Origin of the sequence: Micromonospora sp. LOL_014, from assembly GCF_048060245.1 — a bacterium.
GTDB lineage: Bacteria > Actinomycetota > Actinomycetes > Mycobacteriales > Micromonosporaceae > Micromonospora_E.
On record NZ_JBHMIP010000009.1, the window covers coordinates 101,533 to 125,097 of the forward strand.

19 protein-coding genes are annotated in these 23,565 nt (G+C 71.9%); 10 read left to right on the top strand and 9 right to left on the bottom strand.

Translation table 11 applies throughout. From position 1 onward, the window contains the following. The first annotated feature begins 100 nt into the window (after positions 1-100). Together ACFHW1_RS10370 and ACFHW1_RS10375 are read left to right on the top strand one after the other, a co-directional pair. Complete coding sequence (locus ACFHW1_RS10370) at positions 101-1,360, top strand: M48 family metallopeptidase (protein WP_416551549.1); 1,260 nt, start codon at positions 101-103, stop codon at positions 1,358-1,360. Beyond that, entirely contained in the window at positions 1,357-2,481 is a 1,125-nt protein-coding gene (locus ACFHW1_RS10375) for a glycosyltransferase family 4 protein (protein WP_416551551.1), read from the top strand. The genes ACFHW1_RS10370 and ACFHW1_RS10375 overlap by 4 nt, the downstream gene beginning before the upstream one ends. Before the next feature lie 99 nt (positions 2,482-2,580). On the opposite strand, the gene ACFHW1_RS10380 is transcribed toward ACFHW1_RS10375, so the two are convergent. From ACFHW1_RS10380 to ACFHW1_RS10400, 5 genes are all read right to left on the bottom strand, one after another. After that, positions 2,581-4,362: a putative bifunctional diguanylate cyclase/phosphodiesterase gene (locus ACFHW1_RS10380; RefSeq protein ID WP_416551553.1), complete on the bottom strand. Its 1,782-nt coding sequence runs from the start codon at positions 4,360-4,362 to the stop codon at positions 2,581-2,583. Beyond that, the gene (locus tag ACFHW1_RS10385; protein ID WP_416551555.1) at positions 4,355-5,164 is read right to left on the bottom strand and encodes an SAM-dependent methyltransferase; all 810 of its coding nucleotides are present in this window, start codon (positions 5,162-5,164) and stop codon (positions 4,355-4,357) included. The genes ACFHW1_RS10380 and ACFHW1_RS10385 overlap by 8 nt, the downstream gene beginning before the upstream one ends. Before the next feature lie 178 nt (positions 5,165-5,342). Next, the gene (locus ACFHW1_RS10390) at positions 5,343-6,011 is read right to left on the bottom strand and encodes a response regulator transcription factor (protein ID WP_123602728.1); all 669 of its coding nucleotides are present in this window, start codon (positions 6,009-6,011) and stop codon (positions 5,343-5,345) included. A 7-nt stretch (positions 6,012-6,018) separates the two neighbouring features. After that, a complete protein-coding gene (locus ACFHW1_RS10395) occupies positions 6,019-7,659 on the bottom strand; it encodes a GAF domain-containing sensor histidine kinase (RefSeq protein ID WP_416551808.1) in 1,641 nt (546 codons plus the stop codon). Between the two features lie 71 nt (positions 7,660-7,730). Next, positions 7,731-9,527, bottom strand: coding sequence for an AMP-dependent synthetase/ligase (locus ACFHW1_RS10400; protein WP_416551558.1), 1,797 nt, complete (start codon positions 9,525-9,527; stop codon positions 7,731-7,733). Positions 9,528-9,699: 172 nt separating this feature from the next. Between ACFHW1_RS10400 and ACFHW1_RS10405 the strand changes: the two genes are divergently transcribed. From ACFHW1_RS10405 to ACFHW1_RS10430, 6 genes are all read left to right on the top strand, one after another. Beyond that, positions 9,700-10,161, top strand: a complete 462-nt coding sequence (locus ACFHW1_RS10405; protein WP_416615308.1) for an SRPBCC family protein — start codon at positions 9,700-9,702, stop codon at positions 10,159-10,161. Between the two features lie 13 nt (positions 10,162-10,174). After that, positions 10,175-10,882, top strand: a complete 708-nt coding sequence (locus ACFHW1_RS10410) for a hypothetical protein (RefSeq protein WP_416551562.1) — start codon at positions 10,175-10,177, stop codon at positions 10,880-10,882. Between the two features lie 106 nt (positions 10,883-10,988). Then, complete coding sequence (locus ACFHW1_RS10415; protein WP_416551564.1) at positions 10,989-11,936, top strand: ROK family glucokinase; 948 nt, start codon at positions 10,989-10,991, stop codon at positions 11,934-11,936. 53 nt (positions 11,937-11,989) lie between these two features. Next, complete coding sequence (locus ACFHW1_RS10420; RefSeq protein ID WP_416551566.1) at positions 11,990-12,811, top strand: endonuclease/exonuclease/phosphatase family protein; 822 nt, start codon at positions 11,990-11,992, stop codon at positions 12,809-12,811. 37 nt (positions 12,812-12,848) lie between these two features. Further along, positions 12,849-14,252 (top strand): flavin-containing monooxygenase, encoded by a 1,404-nt coding sequence (locus tag ACFHW1_RS10425; RefSeq protein WP_416551568.1) that lies wholly within the window; start codon positions 12,849-12,851, stop codon positions 14,250-14,252. Next, positions 14,249-15,067 (top strand): alpha/beta hydrolase, encoded by an 819-nt coding sequence (locus tag ACFHW1_RS10430; RefSeq protein ID WP_416551570.1) that lies wholly within the window; start codon positions 14,249-14,251, stop codon positions 15,065-15,067. Before ACFHW1_RS10425 ends, ACFHW1_RS10430 begins: the two co-directional genes overlap by 4 nt. A 23-nt stretch (positions 15,068-15,090) precedes the next feature. Here the strand turns inward: ACFHW1_RS10430 and ACFHW1_RS10435 are convergent, their stop codons facing one another. The 3 genes from ACFHW1_RS10435 to ACFHW1_RS10445 form a co-directional block, all read right to left on the bottom strand. Further along, entirely contained in the window at positions 15,091-16,503 is a 1,413-nt protein-coding gene (locus ACFHW1_RS10435) for an alpha,alpha-trehalose-phosphate synthase (UDP-forming) (RefSeq protein WP_416551572.1), read from the bottom strand. Between the two features lie 169 nt (positions 16,504-16,672). Beyond that, a complete protein-coding gene (locus ACFHW1_RS10440; protein WP_416551574.1) occupies positions 16,673-17,722 on the bottom strand; it encodes a DUF308 domain-containing protein in 1,050 nt (349 codons plus the stop codon). Between the two features lie 150 nt (positions 17,723-17,872). Then, complete coding sequence (locus tag ACFHW1_RS10445) at positions 17,873-21,454, bottom strand: ATP-binding protein (RefSeq protein ID WP_416551576.1); 3,582 nt, start codon at positions 21,452-21,454, stop codon at positions 17,873-17,875. Between the two features lie 218 nt (positions 21,455-21,672). Between ACFHW1_RS10445 and ACFHW1_RS10450 the strand changes: the two genes are divergently transcribed. Next, entirely contained in the window at positions 21,673-21,867 is a 195-nt protein-coding gene (locus ACFHW1_RS10450; protein WP_416551578.1) for a hypothetical protein, read from the top strand. A gap of 59 nt (positions 21,868-21,926) precedes the next feature. Here the strand turns inward: ACFHW1_RS10450 and ACFHW1_RS10455 are convergent, their stop codons facing one another. Further along, the gene (locus ACFHW1_RS10455; protein WP_123602718.1) at positions 21,927-22,619 is read right to left on the bottom strand and encodes a Crp/Fnr family transcriptional regulator; all 693 of its coding nucleotides are present in this window, start codon (positions 22,617-22,619) and stop codon (positions 21,927-21,929) included. A gap of 358 nt (positions 22,620-22,977) precedes the next feature. Here ACFHW1_RS10455 and ACFHW1_RS10460 point away from each other — a divergent pair, with 358 nt between their 5' ends. Next, positions 22,978-23,484 carry a polyadenylate-specific 3'-exoribonuclease AS gene (locus ACFHW1_RS10460; protein ID WP_416551579.1) on the top strand — a complete coding sequence of 169 codons (507 nt, stop codon included), beginning with the start codon at positions 22,978-22,980 and terminating at the stop codon, positions 23,482-23,484. The last annotated feature ends 81 nt before the right edge of the window (positions 23,485-23,565 follow it).

Consider the following 23,565-nt stretch of genomic DNA (forward strand, 5'->3'; position numbering starts at 1 on the left):
CCGGTCCACCTGACAGGATCCGGTCTGTCGCCCGAGCGCGGACCGGGACCGCGCCGGCACACCTAGGATGGTCGGGCGACCGGCCGGCGGAAGGAGCCCGATGACGCCTCGCGCATGGGCGTTGGTCACCTTCGTCGTCCTGGTGGTGGCGGTCGTCGTCGCGGCGGCAGTGCTGGTGCCGTGGCAGCGGCCGCCGGTGCCCCGCGCCGACCAGCTCGCCGCCCTGCGTGAGCTGCCCGTCGACCAGGTCGAACGGGGGCGGGCCCTGCGGGCGGCGTTGCGCCCGGGTCGCTACGGCGCGATGCTGGCCGGCCTGCTCGTGGCGCTGCTGCTCGGGTTCACCCCGGTCGGTGCCCGGCTGGTGGAGGTCGCCGGCCGGCCGTTCGGCGGTCACTGGGCCGCCCAGGCGTTGCTCGGCGGGCTGCTCGTGGTGTTCCTGGCCGACCTGCTGACCCTGCCGTTCGCCGCCTGGCGGCACCGGATCCTGACCGAGCACGGGCTGGCCACGCAGGGCTGGGCCGGCTGGGGGCTGGACCTGGTCCGGTCGTACGCGGTCGGCGCGGTCATCGCGACGGTGGCCCTGCTCGGCTTCTACACCGTCGTTCGGCTTGCCCCCCGCTGGTGGTGGGCGCTGGCCGCGGCCGGTGCGGCCGCCCTGGTGGTGCTGCTGTCGTTCGTTCTGCCGGTACTGGTCGAGCCGGTGTTCAACAAGTTCACCCCGATGCCGGACGGTCCGGTGCGCACGCAGCTGCTGGAGCTGGCCGAGCGCGACGGCGTCCCGGTGCGGGACGTGCTGGTCGCCGACGCGTCCCGGCGTACCCGCGCGGTCAACGCCTACGTGTCCGGGTTCGGCCCCACCCGGCGGATCGTCGTCTACGACAACCTGCTGCTCGAGGCGCCTCCGGCGGAGCTGGCCGCCGTGGTCGCCCACGAGCTGGGCCACGCCCGCGCGCGGGACGTGCTGACCGGTACCGGGTTGGGCGCACTCGGTGCGGCCGCGGCCGTCATCGGGCTGTACCTGCTCGGCAGCTGGCGGCCGGTGCTGCGGGCGGCCGGCGTCGCCGACATCGCTGAGCCGCGGTCGATCGCCCTGCTGCTGGCCGTGGTCACGCTGGTCGGCCTGGTGGCGACACCGGCGCAGGCGCTGGTGTCGCGCCGGATCGAGGCCCGCGCCGACGAGCACGCGCTGGCGCTGCACGGTGACCCGGCGGCGTACGCGGCGGTGCACCGCCGGCTGTCCGCGATCAATCTCGCCGATCCGGACCCGCCCCGCTGGGAGTACCTCTACTCCGCCACGCACCCGTCGACCGTGGAACGGATCGCGGCGGCCCGAAGGTACGCCGACCAGGCGGGCCGATGATCCGCACCCTGCTGGTCACCAACGACTTCCCGCCGCGGCCCGGCGGCATCCAGTCGTTCGTGCACAATCTGGCGTTGCGGCAGCCCGCACAGACCATCGTGGTCTACGCGTCGAGCTACGACGGTGCCGAGCGGTTCGACGCCGAACAGCCGTTCGAGGTGATCCGTAACCCGACCGGCATGCTGCTGCCCACGCCGGCGGTGGCCCGGCAGACCGCCGCCCTGGCGCGGGCCCGGGGCTGCGACACCGTCTGGTTCGGGGCGGCCGCGCCGCTCGGCCTGCTCGCCGACGGTCTGCGCCGGCGGGTCGAGATCAGCCGGACGGTGGCCCTGACTCATGGGCACGAGGTGGGGTGGGCCGCGCTGCCCGGCGCGAGGTCGATGCTGCGTCGGATCGCCAGCGCCGCCGACGTGGTGACCTACCTGGGGGAGTACACCCGGGTCCGGCTGGACCGCGCGATCGGCGGGCTGACCGAGCTGCGTCGGCTCGCCCCGGGGGTGGACACCGATGCCTACCATCCGGGCGTCGACGGCGGCGAGGTGCGCCGCCGGCACCGGTTGTCGGACCGGCCAGTGGTGGTCTGTGTGTCCCGGCTGGTGCCGCGCAAGGGTCAGGACACGCTGATCCGGGCCTGGCCGCTGGTTCGGCGTCGGGTGCCGGGCGCCGCGTTGCTGATCGTCGGCGGCGGCCCGGACCGCCGCCGGTTGCAACGACTCGCCCGGCGCGCCGGGGTGGCCGACGACGTCACCTTCACCGGGGCAGTGCCCTGGGCGGAACTGCCGGCGCACTACGCCGCCGGGGACGTGTACGCGATGCCCTGCCGCACCCGTCGCGGCGGGCTCGACGTGGAAGGCCTGGGCATCGTTTACCTGGAAGGATCGGCGACCGGGCTGCCGGTGGTGGCCGGGGATTCCGGCGGCGCGCCGGATGCGGTCCGCGACGGCGAGACCGGGTACGTCGTGAACGGTCGAGACCCGAGCCAGCTGGCTGACCGGCTGGCGGGCCTGCTGGCCGACCGGGAGCTGGCTCGGCGGATGGGGGCCGCCGGTCGGACCTGGGTGGAGCGTGAGTGGCGGTGGGACACCCAGGCGCAGCGGCTGGCGTCGCTGCTGGCCGGCTGAGCGGCCTGGCCCCGGTGGCCTGAATCCGGCGCTGACCTCGGGGCGGCCTGACCCCTCAGCGGCGTCGCCTGGCCCTGCGGTGGGCGGCTGCTTGCGGCGTCAGCCGAGTCGTTCGGTGATCCCGTCGGCTGGTCCGGGCCGGCCGAAATGCCAGCCCTGGGCGGCGTCGCAGCCGATTGCCCGGAGCCGCTCGGCCTGCCCGGCGGTCTCCACTCCTTCGGCGGTGACCGTCAGCCGCAGCGTGTGGGCCAGCGTCACCAGGGTGAGCAGGATGCTCTCGTCGGTCCGGTCGGTGCCAGCCGGGGCACGGAGCCCTTCGACGAACTTCCCGGCCAGCTTCAGCTCCTGCACCGGCAGCGAGCGAAGGTAGGACAGGTTGGAGTAGCCCGTCCCGAAGTCGTCGATGGCGATCCGTACGCCCAGGTCGGCCAGCTCTCGCAGGGTGCGGACCGGTCCGTCAGCGGTGCTCATCAGGGCGCTCTCGGTGATCTCCAGCTGCAGCCGGTCGGCTGGTAGCCGGGTGTCGGCGAGCACCTCGGTCACGTACCGCACCAAACCGGGGTCGTTGACCTGCCGGACAGCCAGGTTGACACTGACGAACGGGGCGTTCGCGCTGCGGTCCAGCCAGCGCCGGGCCTCCCGGCAGGCTTCCGCCAGCACCCACGATCCGAGCCGGACGATCAGCCCGGAGTCCTCGGCGAGGGAGATGAACCGGTCCGGCCCGAGTACCCCCATCGTCGGGTGCCGCCAGCGGACCAGCGCCTCGACGCCGAGCAGCGCGCCGCCGGCGAGCGCGACCAGCGGCTGGTAGTCCAGGTAGAACTCGCCCCGGTCGAGAGCGGCGGGCATCGCCGCCGACAGCGCGTACCGGGCCAACTGGTGGTCGTTGCGCACCGGATCGAACAGTGCCCACCGGCCCTTTCCCGCCGATTTCGCCCAGTGCAGGGTGACGTCGGCGGCCCGCATCACCTCGCTCGGAGTGGTGCCTGCGACCAGGCGTTCCACGATGCCGATGCTGGCGGTCACGGTCAGTTCGTGGCCGTCGACGACGACCGGTTCGCCGATCGCGGCGAGCGCGGCTTCGGCGACCTTGAGCACGTCGTCGGTGCAGGTGGTGTCGGCGACCAGGATGACGAACTCGTCGCCACCGATGCGGGCCACCAGGTGTTCGCCGACGCCCCGGCGCAGCCGCTCGGCGACGGAGACCAGCAGCAGGTCCCCGATGTGGTGACCGAGGGTGTCGTTGACGATCTTGAAACCGTCGAGGTCGACGAAGCAGACGCCGAGTCGGCGTCCGTCCCTGCCGGTACGCCCGGTCCTGCTGAACACGTCGTCCAGCCGCTGGGTGAACAAGCTCCGGTTGGGCAGGTCGGTGAGCGGGTCGTGGGTGGCCCGGTGCCGGTACCGGGCCTCGCTCTCGCGCAGCGCGATCTCGGCCTGCTCCCGGGCGACCAACGCCGCGCGGCGGATGGTTTCCTGCTCGTCCAGGGTGCGGTCGCGCAGCGCCCGGGTGTAGCCGGTGGCGATACCGCCGAGCAGCCGTGCCATCCGGTCCGGCAGGTCCGGGTCGTCGATGTCCAGGTCCCGCAGTAGTCGCAGGTCGAGTACCTCTATGGTGCGGCCGAGCCCTTCCGCCGAGGCGATGTGCGCGGCGACCAGGTCCGACCCGATCTGGTAGCCGACCCGAATGGTGAACGGCTCGGCGCGCAGCGCTGTGACGAGCCGTACGGTCAGGTCGCCGAGAAACGCCTCCAACTGCTCCTGGGTCAGCGGCAGGTAGCTGGTCCCGGTTACCGCCTTGGCCCAGGCCCGGGCGACGGCGGCGACGCCCGGTGGCCGGCCACCGGGCGGATCGGCGTCCGGCTCGGACTGCTCAGCCACCGAGTCGGCCTACCCCGCCCATGAAGACGGCACGCTCGGCGTCCTCGGCCGCCTCGGGCGACTCTGGGCGCCACTGCGGCACCCAGACCACGCCCGGCGGTAGCAGGTCGAACCCGTCGAAGAACCTGGTCAGCGCGGCCCGGGACCGGACGTTGAGCGGGTTGTCGGTGCGCCGGTAGATCTGGTCCGCCTCGCGGCGTTCCTCGTCGCTGCGACCGTCGTCGCTGGCCTGGGACAGGACCAGATGGCTGCCGGGCGTGAGGGCGGCGCGCAGTTCGGCCAGGATCCCGGTGGGGTCGTCGGAGTCCGGCACGAAATGCAGGACCGCGACGATCAGCACCGCGACCGGCTGGTCGAAGTCGAGTAGCTTGCGCACCTGAGGATCGTGCAGGATCCGTTCCGGGTTGCGCAGGTCCTCCTGCAGGATCGTAGTCCGGTCGTTGCCGGCGAGGATCTCCCGGCTGTGTGCGACGGCGATCGGATCGACGTCCACGTAGGCGACCTTCGATTCCGGTGCCAGCCGTTGAGCGATCTCGTGCACGTTGCCTACAGTGGGGATCCCGGAGCCGATGTCAAGGAACTGCCGGATTCCCGACTCGACGAGGAATTGCACAACGCGGCGCATGAAGGCCCGGTTCGCCTGGGCCATCAACGGGGCGTCGGGAACGGCCGTGATCATCGCCTGGGCGGCGGCCCGATCGACGGCGAAGTTGTGTGAGCCGCCGAGGTAGTAGTCGTACATCCGGGCGACGCTCGGCCGCTCGACGTCGATGCTCTCCGGTGCCCAGTGCGGCCGATCCATTTTCGCCCCTTTTGTCCCTGTCTGGCCGTTTGCTGGCTTGGCTGGTGGCGCTAGCCATTGTGCCCGCTGCGTGCCCGGGCATCCAGAGCGTCCGAACCGGGAGGTCCCGCCGCACCGAGCACAGTCGCCACGGGTCGACGTGGGCCGGCCCGCCCGCCGCCGGCACCACGCGACCAGGTCAGAACTTCGGAGCGTCCGGCGCCTCCAACAGACCGAGCCGCAGCGCCGTCATCAGCGCCTGGGCCCGGTTCGCCGCGCCGAGCTTCTCGTACAACTTGGAGATGTGCGTCTTCGCCGTCGACTCGCTGACGAACAACTGCTTGGCGATCCCGGCCACGCTCATCCCGTCGGCGAGCAGGCGCAGCACCTGGCCCTCCCGGGGGGAAAGTTGCGGTCCGGACGGCGCGAGCCGGCGTTTCATCGCCTCGGCCAGGTCAGCCGCGGTGAACGCGCTCGGCGAGGAGGCCGCGTGCCGGGCCGCCGCGACCACCTCGTCCGCCGGTGCGGTCTTCGGCACGAACGCGCTGGCCCCGGCCTCGAGCGCGCCGAACAGTTGGTCGTCGCCGGCGTACATGGTCAACACCACGATGCCCATCGTGGAGCTGGACTTGCGCAGCGCCCGGGTCGCTTCGAGGCCGCTGCCGTCCGGCAGCCGCAGGTCCATGATCACAACATCTGGTTGCAGGGCGCCCGCCTGGCGTACACCCTCGGCCGCCGTTGCGGCCTCACCGACGACCTCGAACTGGCGGTCGCGCTCGAAAGCGTGCCGCAGGCCCTTCCGGATGAGGTCGTGATCATCGACAAGTAGGACCTTGGTCCGGGTGGTCGGTGTGGGGCTGGTGGTCATGCTGTGGCTACTCCCCTTCTGGTGCTGTCACGCTATCGCGCACGCTATCGCGCCGGGGCGAGGTTCCGAGCACCACTGCCACGGTCGTTCCGCTCGGGTGCCGTGGCCTGATCTCCAACCGGCCCCGGATACGTTCCGCTCTCTCTGCCATGATTGCAAGACCGTACCGCCCGTCCGGCCGTTGGTCGGCGATCCCCTGACCGTCATCCGACACTTCTATTTGCGCGTACGGCGGGTCGATGTCGCACGTGACCCACAGATTCGCGGCACCGGCATGCTTGCGCGCATTGGTAATCGCCTCCTGTGCGATGCGCAGCAGTTCCGCCTCGGTGGCCGCCGGCAGCCGGGCCCCGGACTCGTCCAGCGACAGGTGCACCCGCAACCGGCCGGACGATCCGACGGTACGGGCGTACTCGGCAATCGCGGCTGCCAGCCCGCCGTGCCGGTCAACCTCACTGCGCAGCTCGAACAGGCTCAGCCGCAGCTCGGTGATCACCCGGGTGACCTCGCCGCGCAGCGTCCGCAGGTCCTCGGCGGTTTCGTCACTGCCCTCCGGCAGGGTGGCCAGGGCGTTGTCGATGCCGTAGCCGACCATCACCAACTCCTGGGCCACCCCGTCGTGAATCTCCCGGGCCAGCCGTTGCCGTTCCTCGTTGGTGGCCAGCGACCGGACCTCGTCGAACAGCAGCGCGGCCTCCAGCCGAAGCGCCGCCGGGCGGGTCAACGCGGTGATCCGGCCGACCACCGGCGGCGGGTAGGCGTTGGCGCTGTCCGTCTCCAAAATCACCAGACCGACCGTGCGCACCCCGGCGACCAGCGGTACCACCAGCGCCGACACGTCACCACCGGGATGCGACCGGGCCTGCGAGCGGGCCGCGGTCTGCGGCAGTTGGCTGGCCCAGGCGTCGGCGATGGCCGAATCGGCGTCCAGGGTCGTCTCCCAGTCGACCCGATCCAGACCGGCCTGGGCGAGCACCACCAGCCGCCCCCCACCGCTGCCGGAGAGCACCGCGGTGCGACCGGTCGGCGCCACCGCCCGCAGCTCCTCGATTAGGTGCTCGGAGATGCTGCCGGGGTCGAGCGTGGCACCGGGCAGCTGCCGTGCGACGCTGCGCAGCTGGGTGAGCAGCCGGGTGGCCTCCGCGTACGGGGCCGGCTTGCTCTCCCCACGGGCCTGCATCACCTGCTGCAGCGTGCCGGCGGCCAGGATGCCGAGGCTGGCCAGGATCAGCCACTGCGTGCAGACCGCGACGTAGCCGAGCTGGGCCAGCTGCGGTCGGCCGTCGATCGTGGTGAACAACCCGCTGAGGGCCAGGGTGAGCGCGGTGACGCCGAGCAGCGCGGTCGCCTCACGGGTCCGCCGTTGCAGCACCGCCACCGTCAACGGCACTGACAGGTACGGCAGCATCGCCGACGCGCCCAGCCCGGCGCCGATGGAGCCGCGCAGGTTGGCGGCGGCGGCAACCTCGCTCGTGGCCAGGCCGACGATGACGACCTCGGCGAGGCGGCCGAGCATGGCGATGACCGGTTGACGGGGGACGAGCACCGCTGGGGCGCCGGCGACCGCCAGCAGCGCCACCCAGCGCAGTTCGCCGAGGTCCCGGGTGGTGATCAGGGTCAGCACCGCGACGAGCGCGAGCATGACCAGGCGCGCCACCGCGGCGAGTGGATGCGGACGGGGCGCGTCGGATGTCGGTGCGGACACGTGACGGATGGTAGTCAGCCCCCGTAGATTTCGGCGATCTCGGCTTCGTAGTTGGCGTGCACCACCGCCCGTTTCACCTTCAGCGACGGGGTCAACTCGCCGCTCGCCTCGGTGAAGTCGCGGGCCAGCACCCGGAACCGCCGGATTGATTCAGCGGCCGAGACGGCGCGGTTCGCCTCGTCCACGGCCTGCTGAAGTTCGGCCAGCAGCGTCGGATCGTCGCGCAGATCGGCGACTGTGCGACCGGCCGGGTGACCGTTGCGTTCCAGCCAGCCCGGCCAGGCGTCCTCGTCAACGGTGAGCAGCGCGGCGATGAACGGCCGTCGGTCGCCGACCACCACGCACTGGCTGACCAGCGGGTGGGCGCGCAACTGGTCCTCCAGCACGGTGGGTGCGACGTTCTTGCCGCCGGCGGTGACGATCAGCTCCTTCTTCCGACCGGTGATGGTCAGGAATCCGTCGTCGTCGAGCTGGCCGAGGTCGCCACTGCGGAACCAGCCGTCGTCGGTGAGCACCTCATCGGTCTGCTGCCGGTTGTTCCAGTACCCCCGGAACACCAGGTCGCCGCTGATCAGCACCTCGCCGTCGTCGGCGATCCGGACGCTGACGCCGGGCAACGGCCGGCCGACGGTGCCGATCCGGATCGCGTGCTGCAGGTTGACCGACACCGCCGGGGAGGTCTCGGTCAGCCCGTACCCCTCGTAGACGGTCACCCCGACGCCGCGGAAGAAGTGCGCCAACCGGGCGCCCAGCGGGGCGCCGCCGGAGATCGCGGTGCGGCACCGGCCGCCGAGCGCGGCCCGCAGCTTCCGGTAGACCAGCCGGTCGAACACCGCGTGCCGGACGCGTAGCCCGAGCCCTGGCCCGCCGGGGGTGTCCAGAGCCTCGCTGTAGGCGACGGCCACATGGTCGGCCCGGTCGAAGATGGCACCCTTGCCGCCGTCGTAGGCGCGCTGCCGGGCCGCGTTGTAGACCTTCTCGAAGACCCGGGGTACGGACAACACGAAGGACGGGCGGACGCTGGCCAGGTCGTCGACCAGGTTCTTCGGGTCGGCCGCGTGGGTCATCGTGGCCCGGGCGTGCACCGCGCCGATCTGGATCAGCCGGGCGAAGGAGTGGGCCAGGGGCAGGAACAACAGGGTCGCCGCGCCCTCGTGGAACAGGTTCGGCAGACCGGGGATCGCGTTGGCGATGTCGGCGTACATGTTCCGGTGGCTGAGCACACAGCCCTTCGGCCGTCCGGTGGTTCCACTGGTGTAGATGATCGTGGCGATGTCGTTCGAGGTCAGCTGCTGGCGGCGGTGTTGCACCTGGGCGGCGTCGACGGTCCCGCCCCGGGCCAGGATCTCGTCGAGACCGCCGGTTTCCAGCTGCCACACCTCGCGTAGCGCGGGCAACCGGTCGCGGACCGAGGCCAGGGTGATCGCGTGCCCGTTGGTCTCCAGCACGCAGGCGACCGCCCCGGAGTCGGCCAGGATCCAGCTGACCTGCTCGGCGCTGGACGTCTCGTACACCGGCACGGTCACCGCGCCGATTGACCAGATCGCGTAGTCGAGCAGCGTCCACTCGTACCGAGTCCGGCTCATCAGACCGACCCGGTCTCCGGCGTTGATTCCCGCGCCGATCAGGCCGCAGGCGACCGCCACCACCTCGTCGCGGAACTCCCGGCAGGTCACCTCCTGCAGCCCGTCCGGTCCGGGCCGGGTGAACTGGACCGCGTCCGGTGCGGTCTCGGCGTTGTCCCAGACCGGATCGGTCAGGTTGGCGGCATCACCGACCGTGACGACCGGTGGTACGGAGAACTCGCGCACCTGCACTCCTTGTGCTCGTGGGCTGAGGCGGACCGGACCGGCGGTGCACGTCCGGCTACCCGCAACCTACCGGGCGACCGATGACCTGCGCGGTCAGCCCGCTGCCGGCGGCGGCCGGACGGTTGTCGGCCACTGGCTTGATCTTGGCCCGGCACCGGGTAGCCTGCCCCACATGGCGGAGTCCTCCACCAAGTCGATTGTCGTCGCCGCGCCCGCGTTCCGGGTGACAGCGGTGATCTGCGACTTCGTGCGCTACCCCGAGTGGACCGAGGCGCTGGACCGAGTCGAGGTGCGCCAGGAGTACGAGGATGGACACGCCCGTAAGGTCCGCTTCGTGCTTGACGCCGGAGTGCTCGCAGACGACTACACGTTGATTTACGAGTACTCCGAGGACCTGTCCCGGATCGAGTGGCGGCTGGCTGAGCCGTCCCGGATGCAGCGCCGGCAGGACGGTGCGTACGACATCGAGGACAACGGGGATGGAACCACCACGGTGACCTACACGCTGGAGGTGGAGCTCTCTGTCGGGATGCTCGGGATGTTCCGCCGCAAGGCCGAAAAAATGATCATGGATGCTGCCCTGACACAGCTCAAGCACCGAGTGGAACAGTTCGGTGCGACGGAGACAGGCTAGGGGCGGGCCGACGGTGGAAACAGATCCTCGCTCCGCGCGGGCGGAAGCGGAACGGTTGGTGGCGACCGCGTTGGCGATGGCGCAGCTGGCGGCGCGCGGCCAGCGGCTCGGTGCCGGCGCCGCGGGCGGCCTCGGCCTGCTGCGTGACCTGCTGGGCGGCACCGGGCCAGTCGCCACCGGCGACCCGGCCTGCTGCGTCTGCCCGGTCTGCCGGGCCATCACGGCGCTGCGTGACCCCAGCCCGGAGCTGGCCGACCGGCTGGCCGCCGGTGCCGGGGACTTCGCCGCCGGAGTCGCCAGCCTGCTGCGTGCCCTGGCCCCCGACCGTCCGGCCGACCCCGCCGGGCAATCGGAGCGTCCGGCTGACCCCACCGCGTCCCCAGAGCCGGCGGCCGGTTCGCCGGCTGCGGATCCCGCCGGCCCGCCGCCGGACCGGCACGGTCCGCCGACCGGCCGGACGACCTCGGACGACGAGGTCTGGCGCCAGACCACCTGGACCATGGATGATTCGGACTACGCGGGTGATCGGGACGTCTGGTCGGCCGCGACGAACGCCCCCGTCGACGTCGCCGGGACAGGCGCACCACCAGCCCAGGGCCGCACCGGCGGTCCGGCGGTGACCGCTCCGGCGACACCCGGCGCGGATACCGCCGGGGCGGAGCCGGACCGGTCGGGTGCCACCTCGCCGGACCATGGCCGGCCGGGACCTGATCCGGCCTGATCCGGCACCGTCCGGCCGGACGACTGCCCCGGCGGTGGACAGCCGCCGGACCGGACCCGGTGCGGACACCGGCGCGCGAAGAGCACAGCAGAGGGGAGCGGCAGCGGTGACGCTGACCATCGGAGTCGACATCGGTGGCACCAAGGTCGCCGGCGGGGTCGTCGATCCGGACGGAAAGGTCCTGGCCCGGACTCGGCACGAAACGCCAGCCGACGACGTGGCCATGACCCGGGACGTGATCATCGAGGTGGTGCTCGAGCTGGCGGCGAACCACCCGGTCGGCGCGGTCGGTATCGGGGCTGCCGGATGGATCGACGCACGTCGTTCAACTGTGCTGTTCGCCCCGAACCTCGCCTGGCGGGACGAACCGCTGCGGGAGTACGTGAGCGCGGCGGTCGACCTGCCGGTGATCGTCGAGAACGATGCAAACGTCGCGGCCTGGGCAGAGTTTCGGCACGGCGCCGGCCGGGACGCCGCCGACTCGATGGTCATGTTCACCGTGGGCACCGGCATCGGCGGCGGCATCGTGTACGGCGGCGAACTCGTCCGCGGTGCGCACGGCATCGCCGCGGAACTCGGCCACATGCTGGCGGTCCCGGACGGACATCAGTGCGGCTGCGGCCGGCAGGGCTGTATCGAGCAGTACGCCAGCGGCAATGCCCTGGTCCGGTTCGCCCGTGCCGGCGCCCGGCAGGAACCGGACCGGGCGACCAAACTGCTCGCCCTGGCCGGCGGCGACGCCGAGGCGGTCACCGGGCCGATGGTCACCACCGCGGCCCGCTCTGGTGACCCGGTCTCCTGCGAGGCGTTCGCACAGATCGGGCGTTGGCTCGGCATCGGCTTGGCCGACCTGGCGCAGATTCTCGATCCCGAGGTGATGGTGATCGGCGGCGGCGTGGTCGACGCGGGTGAGCTGCTGCTCGGCCCCGCTCAACGGGCGTACACCGACGCGCTGGCCCAGCGGGTCCGCATCCCGGTGGCCGAGGTGCGGCCGGCCGAACTGGGCAACGCCGCCGGTGTGGTCGGTGCGGCCGACCTCGCCCGGCGGATCTGAGCCGGCCTGCCCGCCGGATTCCGGCCCCTTCACATCGTGCCGAGGAGGAGACTGTGACGGCTGACCAGACGACCGCGCCGCAGCGGCCCGGTGTGCGGCTGCGGGTGCTCACGTACAACATCCACGGCCAGCGTGACGATCGGGCCGCGCTGGCCGAGGTGGTCCGCCAGATCGCACCGGATGTGGCGATCCTGCAGGAGGCACCGCGTCGGTGGCGGTGGCGGACCAGGTCGGCCGCGCTGGCGAACGCGTTCGAGATGGTCGTCGGATCCGGTGGGCCACCGCCGTTGGGCAACCTGGTGCTGACCACGCTGCGAGTACGGGTGGGGAGCACCTGGTCGGTCCGGTTCCCGCTGACGCCCGGCCGGCACCTGCGCGGCGCGGTGTTCGCCCGCTGCGCGGTCGGCTCGGCCCGCTTCGTGGTGGTCGGATCGCATCTGTCCACTGATCCGACGGAGCGACCGGCGCAGGCCCGGCTGCTGCGCCAGGCCTGCGCCGACGTCGACGGGCCGGTGATCCTTGGCCTGGACGTCAACGACCCGCCGGCGGACCCCGACGACCTGTCGTCGCCCGGCACCGCCGCCCGGCTCGGCACCGCCGCCCCGCCGCCGGACGACACCGGTGCGGCGTGGCGGTTGGCCGCCGCCGGGTTCACCGACGCCGCTGCCGCCGCCGGTGCGGGCCGGGCCGGCACGTTCCCGGGCCGCGACCCGCGCCGCCGGATCGACGCAATCTTCGTCGATCCGCGCATCGAGGTGGCCGGCTGCCGGGTGGTGGACACTGCAGCGGCGCGGCGGGCGAGTGACCATCTTCCGGTCGTTGCCGATCTGGTGCTCACCGAACCGGCACCAGGACTGGACAAGCGGGGCGGCTAGCCGGCACGATTTCGCAGCCGTACGAAGGAGATTGCCGGTGTCTACTTCCGCTGACTACGACAGCCCTGCCACCGGTGACGACCGGTGGCGGGACGACCGCCCGATCTCCGAACAGGGTGAGAATGTCTGCGTCATCGGTGCCGGTGCGAGCGGGTTGTGCGCGGTCAAGAACCTGCGCGAACAGGGGTTCGGGGTCGACTGTTACGAACGGGAGACGGGCGTCGGCGGTGCCTGGAACTGGCGCCACGACCGCAGCCCGGTCTACGCCAGCACCCATCTGATCTCGTCGAAGCCGTTCAGCCAGTACCCTGACTTCCCGCTGCCGGACAGTTGGCCCGACTACCCGCACCACAGCCAGCTGCTGGCCTATCTGGAACGCTACGCCGACCATTTCGATCTGCGCCAGCACATCTGGTTCGGCACCGAGGTGGTACGGGTCGAACCGGCGCCGGGGGACCGGTGGGACGTGACGACCCGCAGCGCCGGCGGCAACGGTGCCCGACGCACCCAGCGCTACGCCGCCGTGGTCGTCGCCAACGGACACAACTGGGCACCCCGGCTGCCCGCCTACGAAGGACTGTCCGATTTCACCGGCCAGGTGATCCATGCGTCGGCCTACCACGACGCGACCCAGCTGCGCGGCCGGCGGGTACTGGTGGTGGGCGGCGGCAACACCGGCTGCGACATCGCCGTCGAGGCCGGGCAACAGGCGGCCCGCTGCTGGCACTCCACCCGTCGCGGCTACTGGTACACCCCGAAGTACCTGTTCGGCCGGCCGAGTGACCAGGTCAACGCGGGGCTGCTCGCCCGGCGTCTGCCGCGCTGGCTGCGCCAGGTAGTTTTCCACCGGCTGCTCCGGTTGGTAGTCGGAGACCAGACCCGGTTTGGGCTACCGGCTCCGGAGCACCGGGTGTTCGACGCCCATCCGGTGGTCAACAGCCAACTCGTCCTGCACATCGGGCACGGTACGGTCCGCCCGGTGCCCGACGTGGCCAGGTTCCGCCGGCACACCGTGGAGCTCGCCGACGGCACCGAGGTGGATCCCGACCTCGTCGTACTCGCCACCGGTTACCAGCCCCAGTTCGATTTTCTCGACCCGCAGGTGCTCGGCGTCGACGCGGACGGACGGCCCCGCCTGCACCTGCACGCCTTCGCCCCGGGACACCCGACGCTGTCGGTGATCGGGCTGGTGCAGGCGGAGTTCGGGGTCTTCCCGCTGGTCCACTGGCAGAGCGTCATGGTCGCCCGGTGGCTGCGCGCCCGGTCGGCGGATCCGGCGGTCACCGGTGCCCTGGCCGGCCGGATCGAGGCCGGCGCGGGACGGCCCTGGCACGACGCCAAGGCGACCGTCCCGGCCCGGCGCTGGTTCGAGGTCAGCCACGTCACCTACCTGCGCGCGCTGCAGGAGACCCTGGACAGTCTGGAGGTGGCGGCCCGATGAGCCGTACCCTTGCGGCCCCCCGCATCGTCCGTACCCGGGAATGGGCCAGACCGGTCCCGGCGGTGCGCCGCGAGGTGCTGCACGCCGACGTGTCGCGCGACGAGGGCCGGCCGCCGCTGCTGTTCGTGCCCGGGTTCGGGCACGGCGCGTGGGTGTTTGCCGAGCACTGGCTGGAGCGGGCCGCCGAGCGCGGGTTCCCGGCGTACGCGGTCAGTCTGCGCGGGCACGGGGACAGCGGCGCGGCGCCGCGGGCCGACCTGCGGGCGTACGTGCACGACGTGGTGCAGGCCGCAGCCGGCCTGCCCCGGCAAGCGGTGCTGATCGGGCACGGCGCCGGGGCGTTGGTGGTCGGTCACGCATTGGCCCGCTATCCGGCGCGGGCCGCGGTGCTGGCCGCCCCCGTGCTCGGTGGCTGGCCGCTGCTCGGCGCGGCGCTGCGGCGCAATCCGTTCGGCACCCTGCCGGCCGTCTTCGGCGGGGCGTTGCGGCTGCGCGCCGGTCAACTGTTCAGCCGGGAGCTACCAGAGGCCGTCGCACTGTCCTACATGGAGCGGTTGGGGCGCGCGTCGGCCCGGGCCCAGTGGCAGCTGCTAGTCCGCCAGCGGGTCGAGCCGCCGGTCGGTGATCCACCGGTGCTGGTCCTCGGCAGCCCCGACGACCGGGTGGTGCCGGCTGCGGTGCTGGACCGCGCGGCCCGGCGGTACGGGGGCGCTCCGTTGCTGTTCCCAGGGATGGGCCACGATCTGATGCTCGACGCCCGCTGGACGGAGCCGGTCGACGCGATCCTCGACTGGCTGGACAAGGGCGCCGGCTGACCGCTGGCGATCGGCCGGTGGGATCAGGCGGTGAGTCGGGCGGCCAGGGAACCGGTGCGGTCCAGCGCGGTGAGGTAGCCGTGCACCCAGGCTCGGATGTCGTGGGTGCGCAGATACTCGCGCATGGAGCGCATCCGGTCCGCCACGTCGGTCGGTGATGCCTCCAGCGCGTGCATCAGCGTCAATTTGAGTCCGTCGAGATCGTGCGGGTTGACCAGGTACGCCTGCTGGAACTCGGCGGCGGCACCGGCGAACTCGCTGAGCAGCAGCGCACCGTCGTCGTCGACCCGGGCGGCGACGTACTCCTTGGCGACCAGGTTCATCCCGTCCCGCAGCGGGGTGACCGCCATCATGTCGGCGATCCGGTACAGTGCCGCCAGGTCGGCCCGGCTGAACGACTGGTTGAGGTAGTGGATCGCCGGTTCGCCGACCCGGCCGAACTCGCCGTTGATCCGTCCGACCTCGCGTTCCACCCGGTCGCGCAGGATGCGGTACTGCTCGACCCGTTCCCGACTGGGCACCGCGACCTGAACCATCACCGTGTCGCGGACCTTGATGTGCCCGTCGGCGATCAGTTCGCTGTACGCCTTGAGCCGTTGCTCGATGCCCTTGGTGTAGTCCATCCGGTCCACACTGAGGATGACATGCTGCGGGTCCCCGAGGTCGGACCGCAGCTGACGGGCCCGTTCCAGCACATCCGGCCGGCCGGCGAGGGACTCCATCTCGGACATGTTGATCGACACCGGGAAGGCGCCGATGCGCACCACCCGGTCGTCGATAGCGATTCGCCGGTCGGTGGCCGGCACCTTGAGCACTTTCGTCGCCAGCTGGGCGAAGTTGTGCGCGGCCTGGGCGCGTTGGAACCCCACCAGGTCGGCGCCGAGCATGCCGAGCATCAGCTCGGCCCGGCGTGGCAGCTGCATGAACAGCTCCGGCGGCGGGAACGGAACGTGCAGGAAGAACCCGATCAGCAGGTCGGGCCGCAGCGCCCGGAGCATCCCGGGCACCAACTGCAGGTGGTAGTCCTGCACCCAGACCAGCGCACCAGGCTCGGCGGCGGCCGCCGCCGCCTTGGCGAAGCGCTGGTTCACCCGCTGGTACGCCTCCCACCATCTGCGGTGGTACGCGGGTTGCTCCACCGAGTCGTGGTACAGCGGCCAGAGCGTAGCGTTGGCGAATCCCTCGTAGTGGTCTCTGATGTCCTCCTGAGACAGAGCGACGGTGTGCATCCGTACGCCGTCGATGTCGGGCAGGCTCGGTGCCGGGCCGGTGCCACCGGCCCAGCCGACCCAGGTGGCCGGGGTGTGCTGCAGGATCGGGTGCAGGGCGCTGACCAGACCACCGGGGCTGCGACGCCATTCGCACGCGCCGTCGCGCGCGACGCTGTCATCCACCGGCAGCCGGTTCGCCACCACGACGAGAGAACTCTGACGCATGAGGGGACCTCGTTTCGCTGCGGCGGTTGCCGCGCATGGCGAGTGATCACGAACTCGTGGGGGGGGGATCGGCTACGAGAATTATTCCTACTGAGAACAAGTTACGCGAGTGTTACAGAGTGACCACAGGCGTCAATGGATCCGGATTTTCGCCATCCGTTGGTCAGTTTCAGACGACCGCGCCGTCGTCCAGATCGTCGTCCTCGTCGTGATCCGGCCGCAGCCGCCAGATCAGCGTGACAAAGCCACCGACCACGCCAGCGAAACCGAGCAGGATAGCCAGTCCACGATCCACCGGAAGCACCGTCGGGAAGACGAAGAGGATGAAGCCGGCGATGATCGCCAGTACCCCGAGGACCGCAGCCGACGACAACCGGGGCAGCGGAGGCGGCAGGGGAGGCGTGTAGCCCTCCTCCGGCTCGTCGGGTAACCGGGCACCGAAGGTGTCCAGCCCATCCAGAAGGGACGGCTCGTCGTCCCGCCGTCCGACGGAGATGTTGGTGTAGCCGACCGCCCACGGCAACGGGTCCGGCGTGCCGGTGGCCGTGATCTCCGGCTCGGCGCGGCCGTGAGCATCGTCGCCGGCCCGATCCGCCGGGCCTCGCTCGGTGGCGTCCCGGCCGATGGCGTCCCGGCCGTCGCCCTCGCCTGCCGTCCCGTCCCGGCGTGGACCGTCGGCGAGCGGATCCCGACCGGTCGACCGGCCCTCCACCGGCAGGTTCTCAACCGGCGGCAGGTTCTCGGCGGCCGGCCAGGGCGCGGCGGTGGGGTCCGCCGGAGCCGGAGCGTGATAGTTGGCGATGATGCCGGCCCAGACGGCGTCGACATCGGCGTCCCGACCGGCCGGCTGCCCCGCGCCCGCCGGAACAACCGGGTCCGACGCCGGCGACGTGGTCTGTCCGGACCCGGCCACTGGGGAACCGGAGCGGCTGCCCGGTGCGCCCGGGCCGTCCTCGGCCAACTGCGCCAGGTAGCCCCGGGCGGTGTCCAGGTGTGCCCGGTCGACGAAGAGCCGGTCCACCGGCCGGGCCGGCACGGTGGTCGTGCGGGTGACCGGATTGACGTCCGACGACGGCTGCAGGTAGGCCGCGATCCCACCGGCGGCGAGCACGTCGAGCAGGTGCTCACCGACCCGTGGGTCGACGTCGCCGGCCACGGCGTACTCGGATGCGTCGAGGCCGTTGTCCCGCCGCCCCCGACGCGCGCCACCCGCAGACACCGAATCAACTCCTCACCGGCCGCCGTCGGGCCCTGTCCGCCGGCGGACCCCCGGCCGGGGGCGTGCCGTGCCCTTGAATCGTGACACGCCGGTAGGCGGTTGTGGGAGTGCGTTGTGCGGTGCCGTGCCCGTGAACCTCGCCGCCTGCGGTCACGACGCCAGGGTCGGAGACCAGCGGTAGCCGCCCGCGTCCTGATCGTCGAGGTGCAGCAACCCGGGTGCCTTGTTGCGCAGCGCGAAACTGCGCACCTCGGCCAGCGCCGGCGCGTCGGCATCGCGGTCGCCGACACGCCGCCACGCCGCCACGGCCAACGCCAACGCGATCATCCGGTCGGTGGTCGCGTCGATGTCGGCGAAACCGGCCGCTGCGGCAGCGTACAGCTCACCTGCCGCGCGGTTTTCGCCGTCGGCCGCCGCCACCGCTGCGGTCACCGTCCGCAGCGCGGCCTCGGCCCACGGGGTGCGATGCTGCACCCGGTCGAGCATCGCCCGGACCTGCCCTGCCGCGCCACGCCCGGCGATCGCGGCGGCGAACGCGGCGGCCGCGATCCATTCGCCGCTGGCCAGCGCGGGGACCTTCGACCAGGACTGGTCCAGCTCGTCGAGCAGCGCTGCGGCCTCCACACCCCGCCCCTGTAGCGCCCGGCACAGTGCGCCCAAGCCGAGGCTGTTCCAGTACGGCCGACGGAAGCCGCTGTCCCGGGCCGCGCGTACCGCGTCGGCGACGTCGTCGACCCCGCTCTGATCGGCCGTGGGTACCGGATCGCCGCGCAGTACCCGCAGACACGCCCGTAGGCCCCGTACCTGGATGTCCCACCGGCCGCTGGGCGTTGCGACGAAGGAGTCGGCGGCGGCGAGGAAGGCGGCGAAGTCCCCGGCGAAGTAGGCACGCATGGCTTCGCCGGAGTATCCGGTGCTCAGCCCGGAGCCGGAGGCGGCACCGGACATCAGCTCCTGGGCGCCGGACCAGTCGCCCTCTTCGCACAACGCGTACGACAGGTTCTGCAGCGCCCGGGGCAGCGCGAGCAGTTGGTGCTCGCGACACATCGCGGTGGCCGCCCGCAGCTCGTCGAGCCCGGACCGGTCCCCGGACTGGTACCGGGCCATGGCAACGGTGATCCGGGCGTTGGCCAGTGTCTCGGTCAGCCTCAACCGGTCGGCGATCTCGGCCGCCGCGCCGGCCGCCGCGACCGCCGGATCCCGTTCCAGGTTGAGCATGTGCAGCCGGCCCAGTTCGGCGTACGCGTCGGCCTTCTGATCGGTGTCCGGCAGCGCGTCGAACAGTTCCACCGCCCGGTCGAGGCAGCGCAGCGCCTCGTCCCGGTCGGTCCGCAGCCAGGCAGCCCGCCCGAGCAGGGTCCAGGCCCGGGCCGCGCACCCCTGATCGTTGACGTCGGCCAGCTGGTCGGCGAGCGTCCTCAGCCGGTCGGCGCCCCCGTCGGCGAGGAAGCCCGGGCCGTCGCGCAGAAACGCGAGCTCGGCACCGAGCAGTTCGAGCTGCAACCGCTCACCCAGCCCGTCGGTGCCGGCGGCGGTCACCAGGCGCAGCGCGCGTTCCACGTGCCCGCTCGCCACGTCCAGCGCGTGCAGGGCGTACGCCCTGCGGGCCGCACGGTGCAGGGCATCCCGGGCGGCCCCAGCGTACCCGTGGGTCTCCAGACCCAGCGTGTCCGCGATCTCGTGCGCCGCCCACCGGTGGTGGGCCAGCACCTCGGCCAGGTCGGTGTCCCGGTCGCCAGCGAGGGTGTCCAACCAGTCGGCGGTCCGGGCGTGCCGGGCAACCCGTTCGTTACGGGGCAACCGCTGGTAGCAGACGTCGCGGACCAGCACGTGGCGGAACCGGAACTCGGGTTGCTGCGCCATCGTCGAACCCGGCTGTTCGTGGACGAAGTCGCGCTGCTCCAACCGGCGCAGCGCCCGGTCGACCAGCTCCACCGGCTGGCCGAGGGCGGCGGCGACCGCGCCGGGCCAGAACTGCACCCCGACCACGGCTGCGGCGAGCAGCACCGCCCGGTCGGTGGCGTCCAGCAGATCCATCCGGTTGGCGATCACCCCGTGCACACTGTCCGGGATCGGCAGCCGATCGCTGCGGGTCAACGCCCAACCACGGCCGCTGCGCCGCAACGCCCCCTGCTCCATCAGCATTCGCACGTACTCGTGGGCGTAGAGCGGGTTGCCGTCGGCCACCTCGATCAACGGGCCGAGCAGATCGGCCGAGAACGGCGCCGCACCGAACATGTGCGCGTACAGTGCGGCCACCCCGGTGTCGCGCAGCGGCGGCAGGGTGACGGTCAGCGCGCCCGGGGTGGTGCCCGCCCAGGCCGGCTCACGGCTGGTCAGCTCGGGTCGGGCGGTGCACAGCAGCAGCAGTGGCACCTGCCAGGCGGAGGCGCCGAGCAGCTCGACGAAGCGCAGCATCGCCTCGTCGGCCCAGTGCAGGTCCTCGAAGACCAGCACGGTCGGCTGCCGGGCGGCCAGGGCGAGCAGGAAGCGCCGCCATGCCGACTCGGTCTCCTCGGCCGGCAGGTTGCGGTGCGGCAGCCCGACCAGTGGGCGCAGCGCGTCGACCAGCCGGTTCGCCTCCGGTCCGACCAGGGCCTGGACCCCGGTGGCCAACTTCTGCTCGGCGACGGTGGCCAGGTCGGTGTCGAGGATGCCGGCCTCGGCCTTGACGATGTCGGCGAGCGCGGCGAACGTGACGTTCTCCCCGAACGGCGGGCACCGCCCGATCCGCCAGGTGACCGGCTGGTCGACCAGCCGTTCGGTGTGCCGAAGCAGTTCCCGGACCAGCCGGCTCTTGCCGATGCCGGCCTGGCCGAGCACGGTGAGCACCTGGGGCCGCTGGTCGCGGATCGACCGGTACAGCGCGTTGACCAGCAGCCCCAGTTCGTGTTCGCGGTCGATCAGCGGGGTCGCGTCGGTCTGCCGGTCAGCCGGCACGGGACGCAACGGGGCCAGCGCCAGCCACACCTCGGTCGGCGACGACCGTCCGCGCAGCGTCACCGCCGGCTGCGGGTCGTAGCGGATCGCCTCCTTGGTCAGCCCGTGCGTGACACCGCACACCAGCAACCCGTCGGCCGGTGCCACCGACTGCATCCGGGACGCGGTGTTGACCACGTCGCCGGCCAGGAACGCCTGGCCACCGTCGCGGGCCGCGCCGGTGTCGACCAGCGCCTCGCCGGTGGCCACGCCGATACGGAACCGGAGTCCCTCGCCGGCGGAAGCGGTGAACTCGGTCAGGGCGCGGCGCAGGTCGAGCCCGGCCCGGACGCAGCGCAGGGCGTCGTTCTCGGTGGCCACCGGCGCACCGAACAGCGCCATCACCGCGTCGCCGATGTACTTCTCCACCACCCCGCCGTACTGGCCGACGACCCGGCGCGCGATGGAGAAGAAGTTCGTCTGCATCCGCCGGACCTGCTCGGGATCGACCCGTTCCACGTACGGCGTGAAGTTGATCAGGTCGATGAACAGGACGCTGACCCGACGTCGGTCCTCCTGACTCGGCTCGGTCGGCCGTCGGCCACCCTGCGGCTGGCCGCAGGAGGTGCAGAAGCTCGCGTCGGCCGCCAGCGGGCGGTCGCAGTGCGCGCAGACAGGGATGAGCGCCGTACCGCAGCCGCCGCAGTAGCGGTCGTCGTCGGCTGCGGTCCGGCCACACTTTTCGCACGGGGCAGCGATGCCAGCCTCCTCGCGGGAACGTCGAGTCGGGAGCCTACTGTCGCATCTGGCCACCTGCCCTGGCCAGCGGCTATGCCCGGCCGGGCGTGGCGGTGCCGGACCCGATCTGCCGGGGGGGCCGGATTCGCAGGTCACGGCGGGTGCGTCAGCCCGAGTATCGCCCGTGCGGTCAACTGTCCATAACCGGGCTGTTGGCTAATGGACAGTCCATCTGCTGGTGGTACCGGGATACATTCATCTGGCCAGATCAGACCGAGCAGGGGAGTCCTGACATGGTGTACGTCAAGTTGGAGAAGGACTGGACGGACTTGTCCGGGGTCAGCCACGGCGCGGGGGAGATGATCGATCTCGACGCCGGCACGCTGGCGAAGTTGCAGGAGGAGGGGGTCGTGGCCGAGGAGTGGATCGGCCCGACCGGGGAGAAGGTCGGCACCAACTGGATCGGCCCGACCAGCACCCAGCCCTGACGGCGGCAGACGTCAGGCCCGGCGGTACGCGCGCCACGCGTGTACCGCCGGTATCGACCTCATCGGTCGGCCATTCCGGCCCGGCGGCGTAGCGCGGCCACGTCGGTCACCACGATCCGCCGACCTTCGGTACGCAGCCAACCCCGGTTGCTGAACGATCCGATCGCCTGGTTGACGCTCTGCCGGGAGCCACCGGCCATCTCCGCCAGCTGGCTCTGGTTCAGCTCGATGGTGATCATCGGGGCCTGGCTCTCCCCGGCCAGCCGGACCAGCGTCTTGGCCACCCGACCGGGTAGATCGAGGAAGACGTGATCGGCGTTCTGCTCGGTGAGCCGGCGGATCAGCGCACCGAGTGAGCGCATCACCGCGTCGAGAATGCGCGGGTTGGAGTGCACCAGATCCATGAACGCGCCCCGGGACAACGCCAGCGCGGTGCAGTCCTCGATGGCCTCGGCGGACGCCGACCGGGTCGACGCGTCCAGCAGCGACACCTCGCCCAGCACGTCGGGCGGGCGGACGACGGACAACACCGCGCGTTCGCCGGTCGGCGCGGTGCGGAAGACCGCGACGGCGCCCCTTTTGAGCACGATGAGCGACTCGCCCGGGTCGTTCTCGACGAAGAGCAACTGACCCCTGCGGTAGGTGCGGGGCACGGCGGCAGCGATGACCCGTTGCCGGACCTCGGGTTCGAGCCCGGCGAACATGTCCACGCCGGTGAGCGCGTCACCCGGCTCCGGCAGGCGCATCTCCACGGTCCAACCCCTCCCCACCAAGGGCACCATCCCACCGGGGGCACCATCGTGCCCGTCCGGAGTGCATCACCCGACCCAGGCGAACATGAAATAGATACCGTTCGGAGAACGGTGTCAACATCAGATCATGGCTGCCGTGTCGCGTGGTGTACACCCCCACAATCATTTCTGTGACAGTCCTGTGCCCGACAAACCGGCAGGCTAGCGGCCAGATCCACCGGCGGGTGGGGGCCGACACGGGGGCCCGGCGGATCCGGCCGTGGGGATGCGGTACCGGTCGGAGCGAGCCGGGCGACGGCGACGCTCCGGCCGGCACCCCGATGGGGGTCTATCTCCGGTATCGGCGAGGATGGCGGTAATGATCTACCGCTACTTCTACGACTGCGAGTTCATCGAGGACGGGCGCCTCGTCGACCTGGTTTCGATCGGTGTCGTCGACGAGCACGGCCGGGAGTTCTACGCGGTCTCCACGGAGTTCGACGGTGCCCGGGCTGTGCCGTGGGTGCGTCGCCACGTGCTCGACAAGCTGCCGTCACCGGCCGATCCGGCCTGGCGGCCCCGGGCGCGGATCCGCGACGAGCTGTACGCATTCCTGGTCGCGCCGCTGCGCGACGGTTCGGCTGCCGAGTTGGAGCTGTGGGCCTGGTACGCCGCGTACGACCATGTGGCGCTGGCCCAGTTGTGGGGGGCCATGCCGGCCCTGCCCCGGGAGATTCCCCGGTTCACCAAGGACCTGCGGCAGCGGTGGGACGACGCCGGTCGGCCGGATCTGCCGGCGTCGGCCGCTGACCGGCACGACGCGCTCGTCGACGCACGCCACAACCTTGCCCGCTGGCAGGTGATCAGCCGGGCCTACCGGCGGTGACCGGGCCAGCGACGGTCCGGTGATCCTCGGGGTCTGCTCGCCCGGTCGCCGGTCGGGCCGATAAAGTGCGCACTGACGGCC

Excerpts from the sequence above, each read along its gene's own strand:
- ACFHW1_RS10375 (WP_416551551.1), top strand. The coding sequence starts at position 1,357 with ATGATCCGCACCCTGCTGGTCACCAACGACTTCCCGCCGCGGCCCGGC.
- ACFHW1_RS10450 (WP_416551578.1), top strand. The coding sequence starts at position 21,673 with ATGGTGTACGTCAAGTTGGAGAAGGACTGGACGGACTTGTCCGGGGTC.
- ACFHW1_RS10385 (WP_416551555.1), bottom strand. The coding sequence starts at position 5,164 with ATGGATCGGCCGCACTGGGCACCGGAGAGCATCGACGTCGAGCGGCCG.
- ACFHW1_RS10390 (WP_123602728.1), bottom strand. The coding sequence starts at position 6,011 with ATGACCACCAGCCCCACACCGACCACCCGGACCAAGGTCCTACTTGTC.
- ACFHW1_RS10430 (WP_416551570.1), top strand. The coding sequence starts at position 14,249 with ATGAGCCGTACCCTTGCGGCCCCCCGCATCGTCCGTACCCGGGAATGG.
- ACFHW1_RS10405 (WP_416615308.1), top strand. The coding sequence starts at position 9,700 with ATGGCGGAGTCCTCCACCAAGTCGATTGTCGTCGCCGCGCCCGCGTTC.
- ACFHW1_RS10460 (WP_416551579.1), top strand. The coding sequence starts at position 22,978 with ATGATCTACCGCTACTTCTACGACTGCGAGTTCATCGAGGACGGGCGC.
- ACFHW1_RS10435 (WP_416551572.1), bottom strand. The coding sequence starts at position 16,503 with ATGCGTCAGAGTTCTCTCGTCGTGGTGGCGAACCGGCTGCCGGTGGAT.
- ACFHW1_RS10370 (WP_416551549.1), top strand. The coding sequence starts at position 101 with ATGACGCCTCGCGCATGGGCGTTGGTCACCTTCGTCGTCCTGGTGGTG.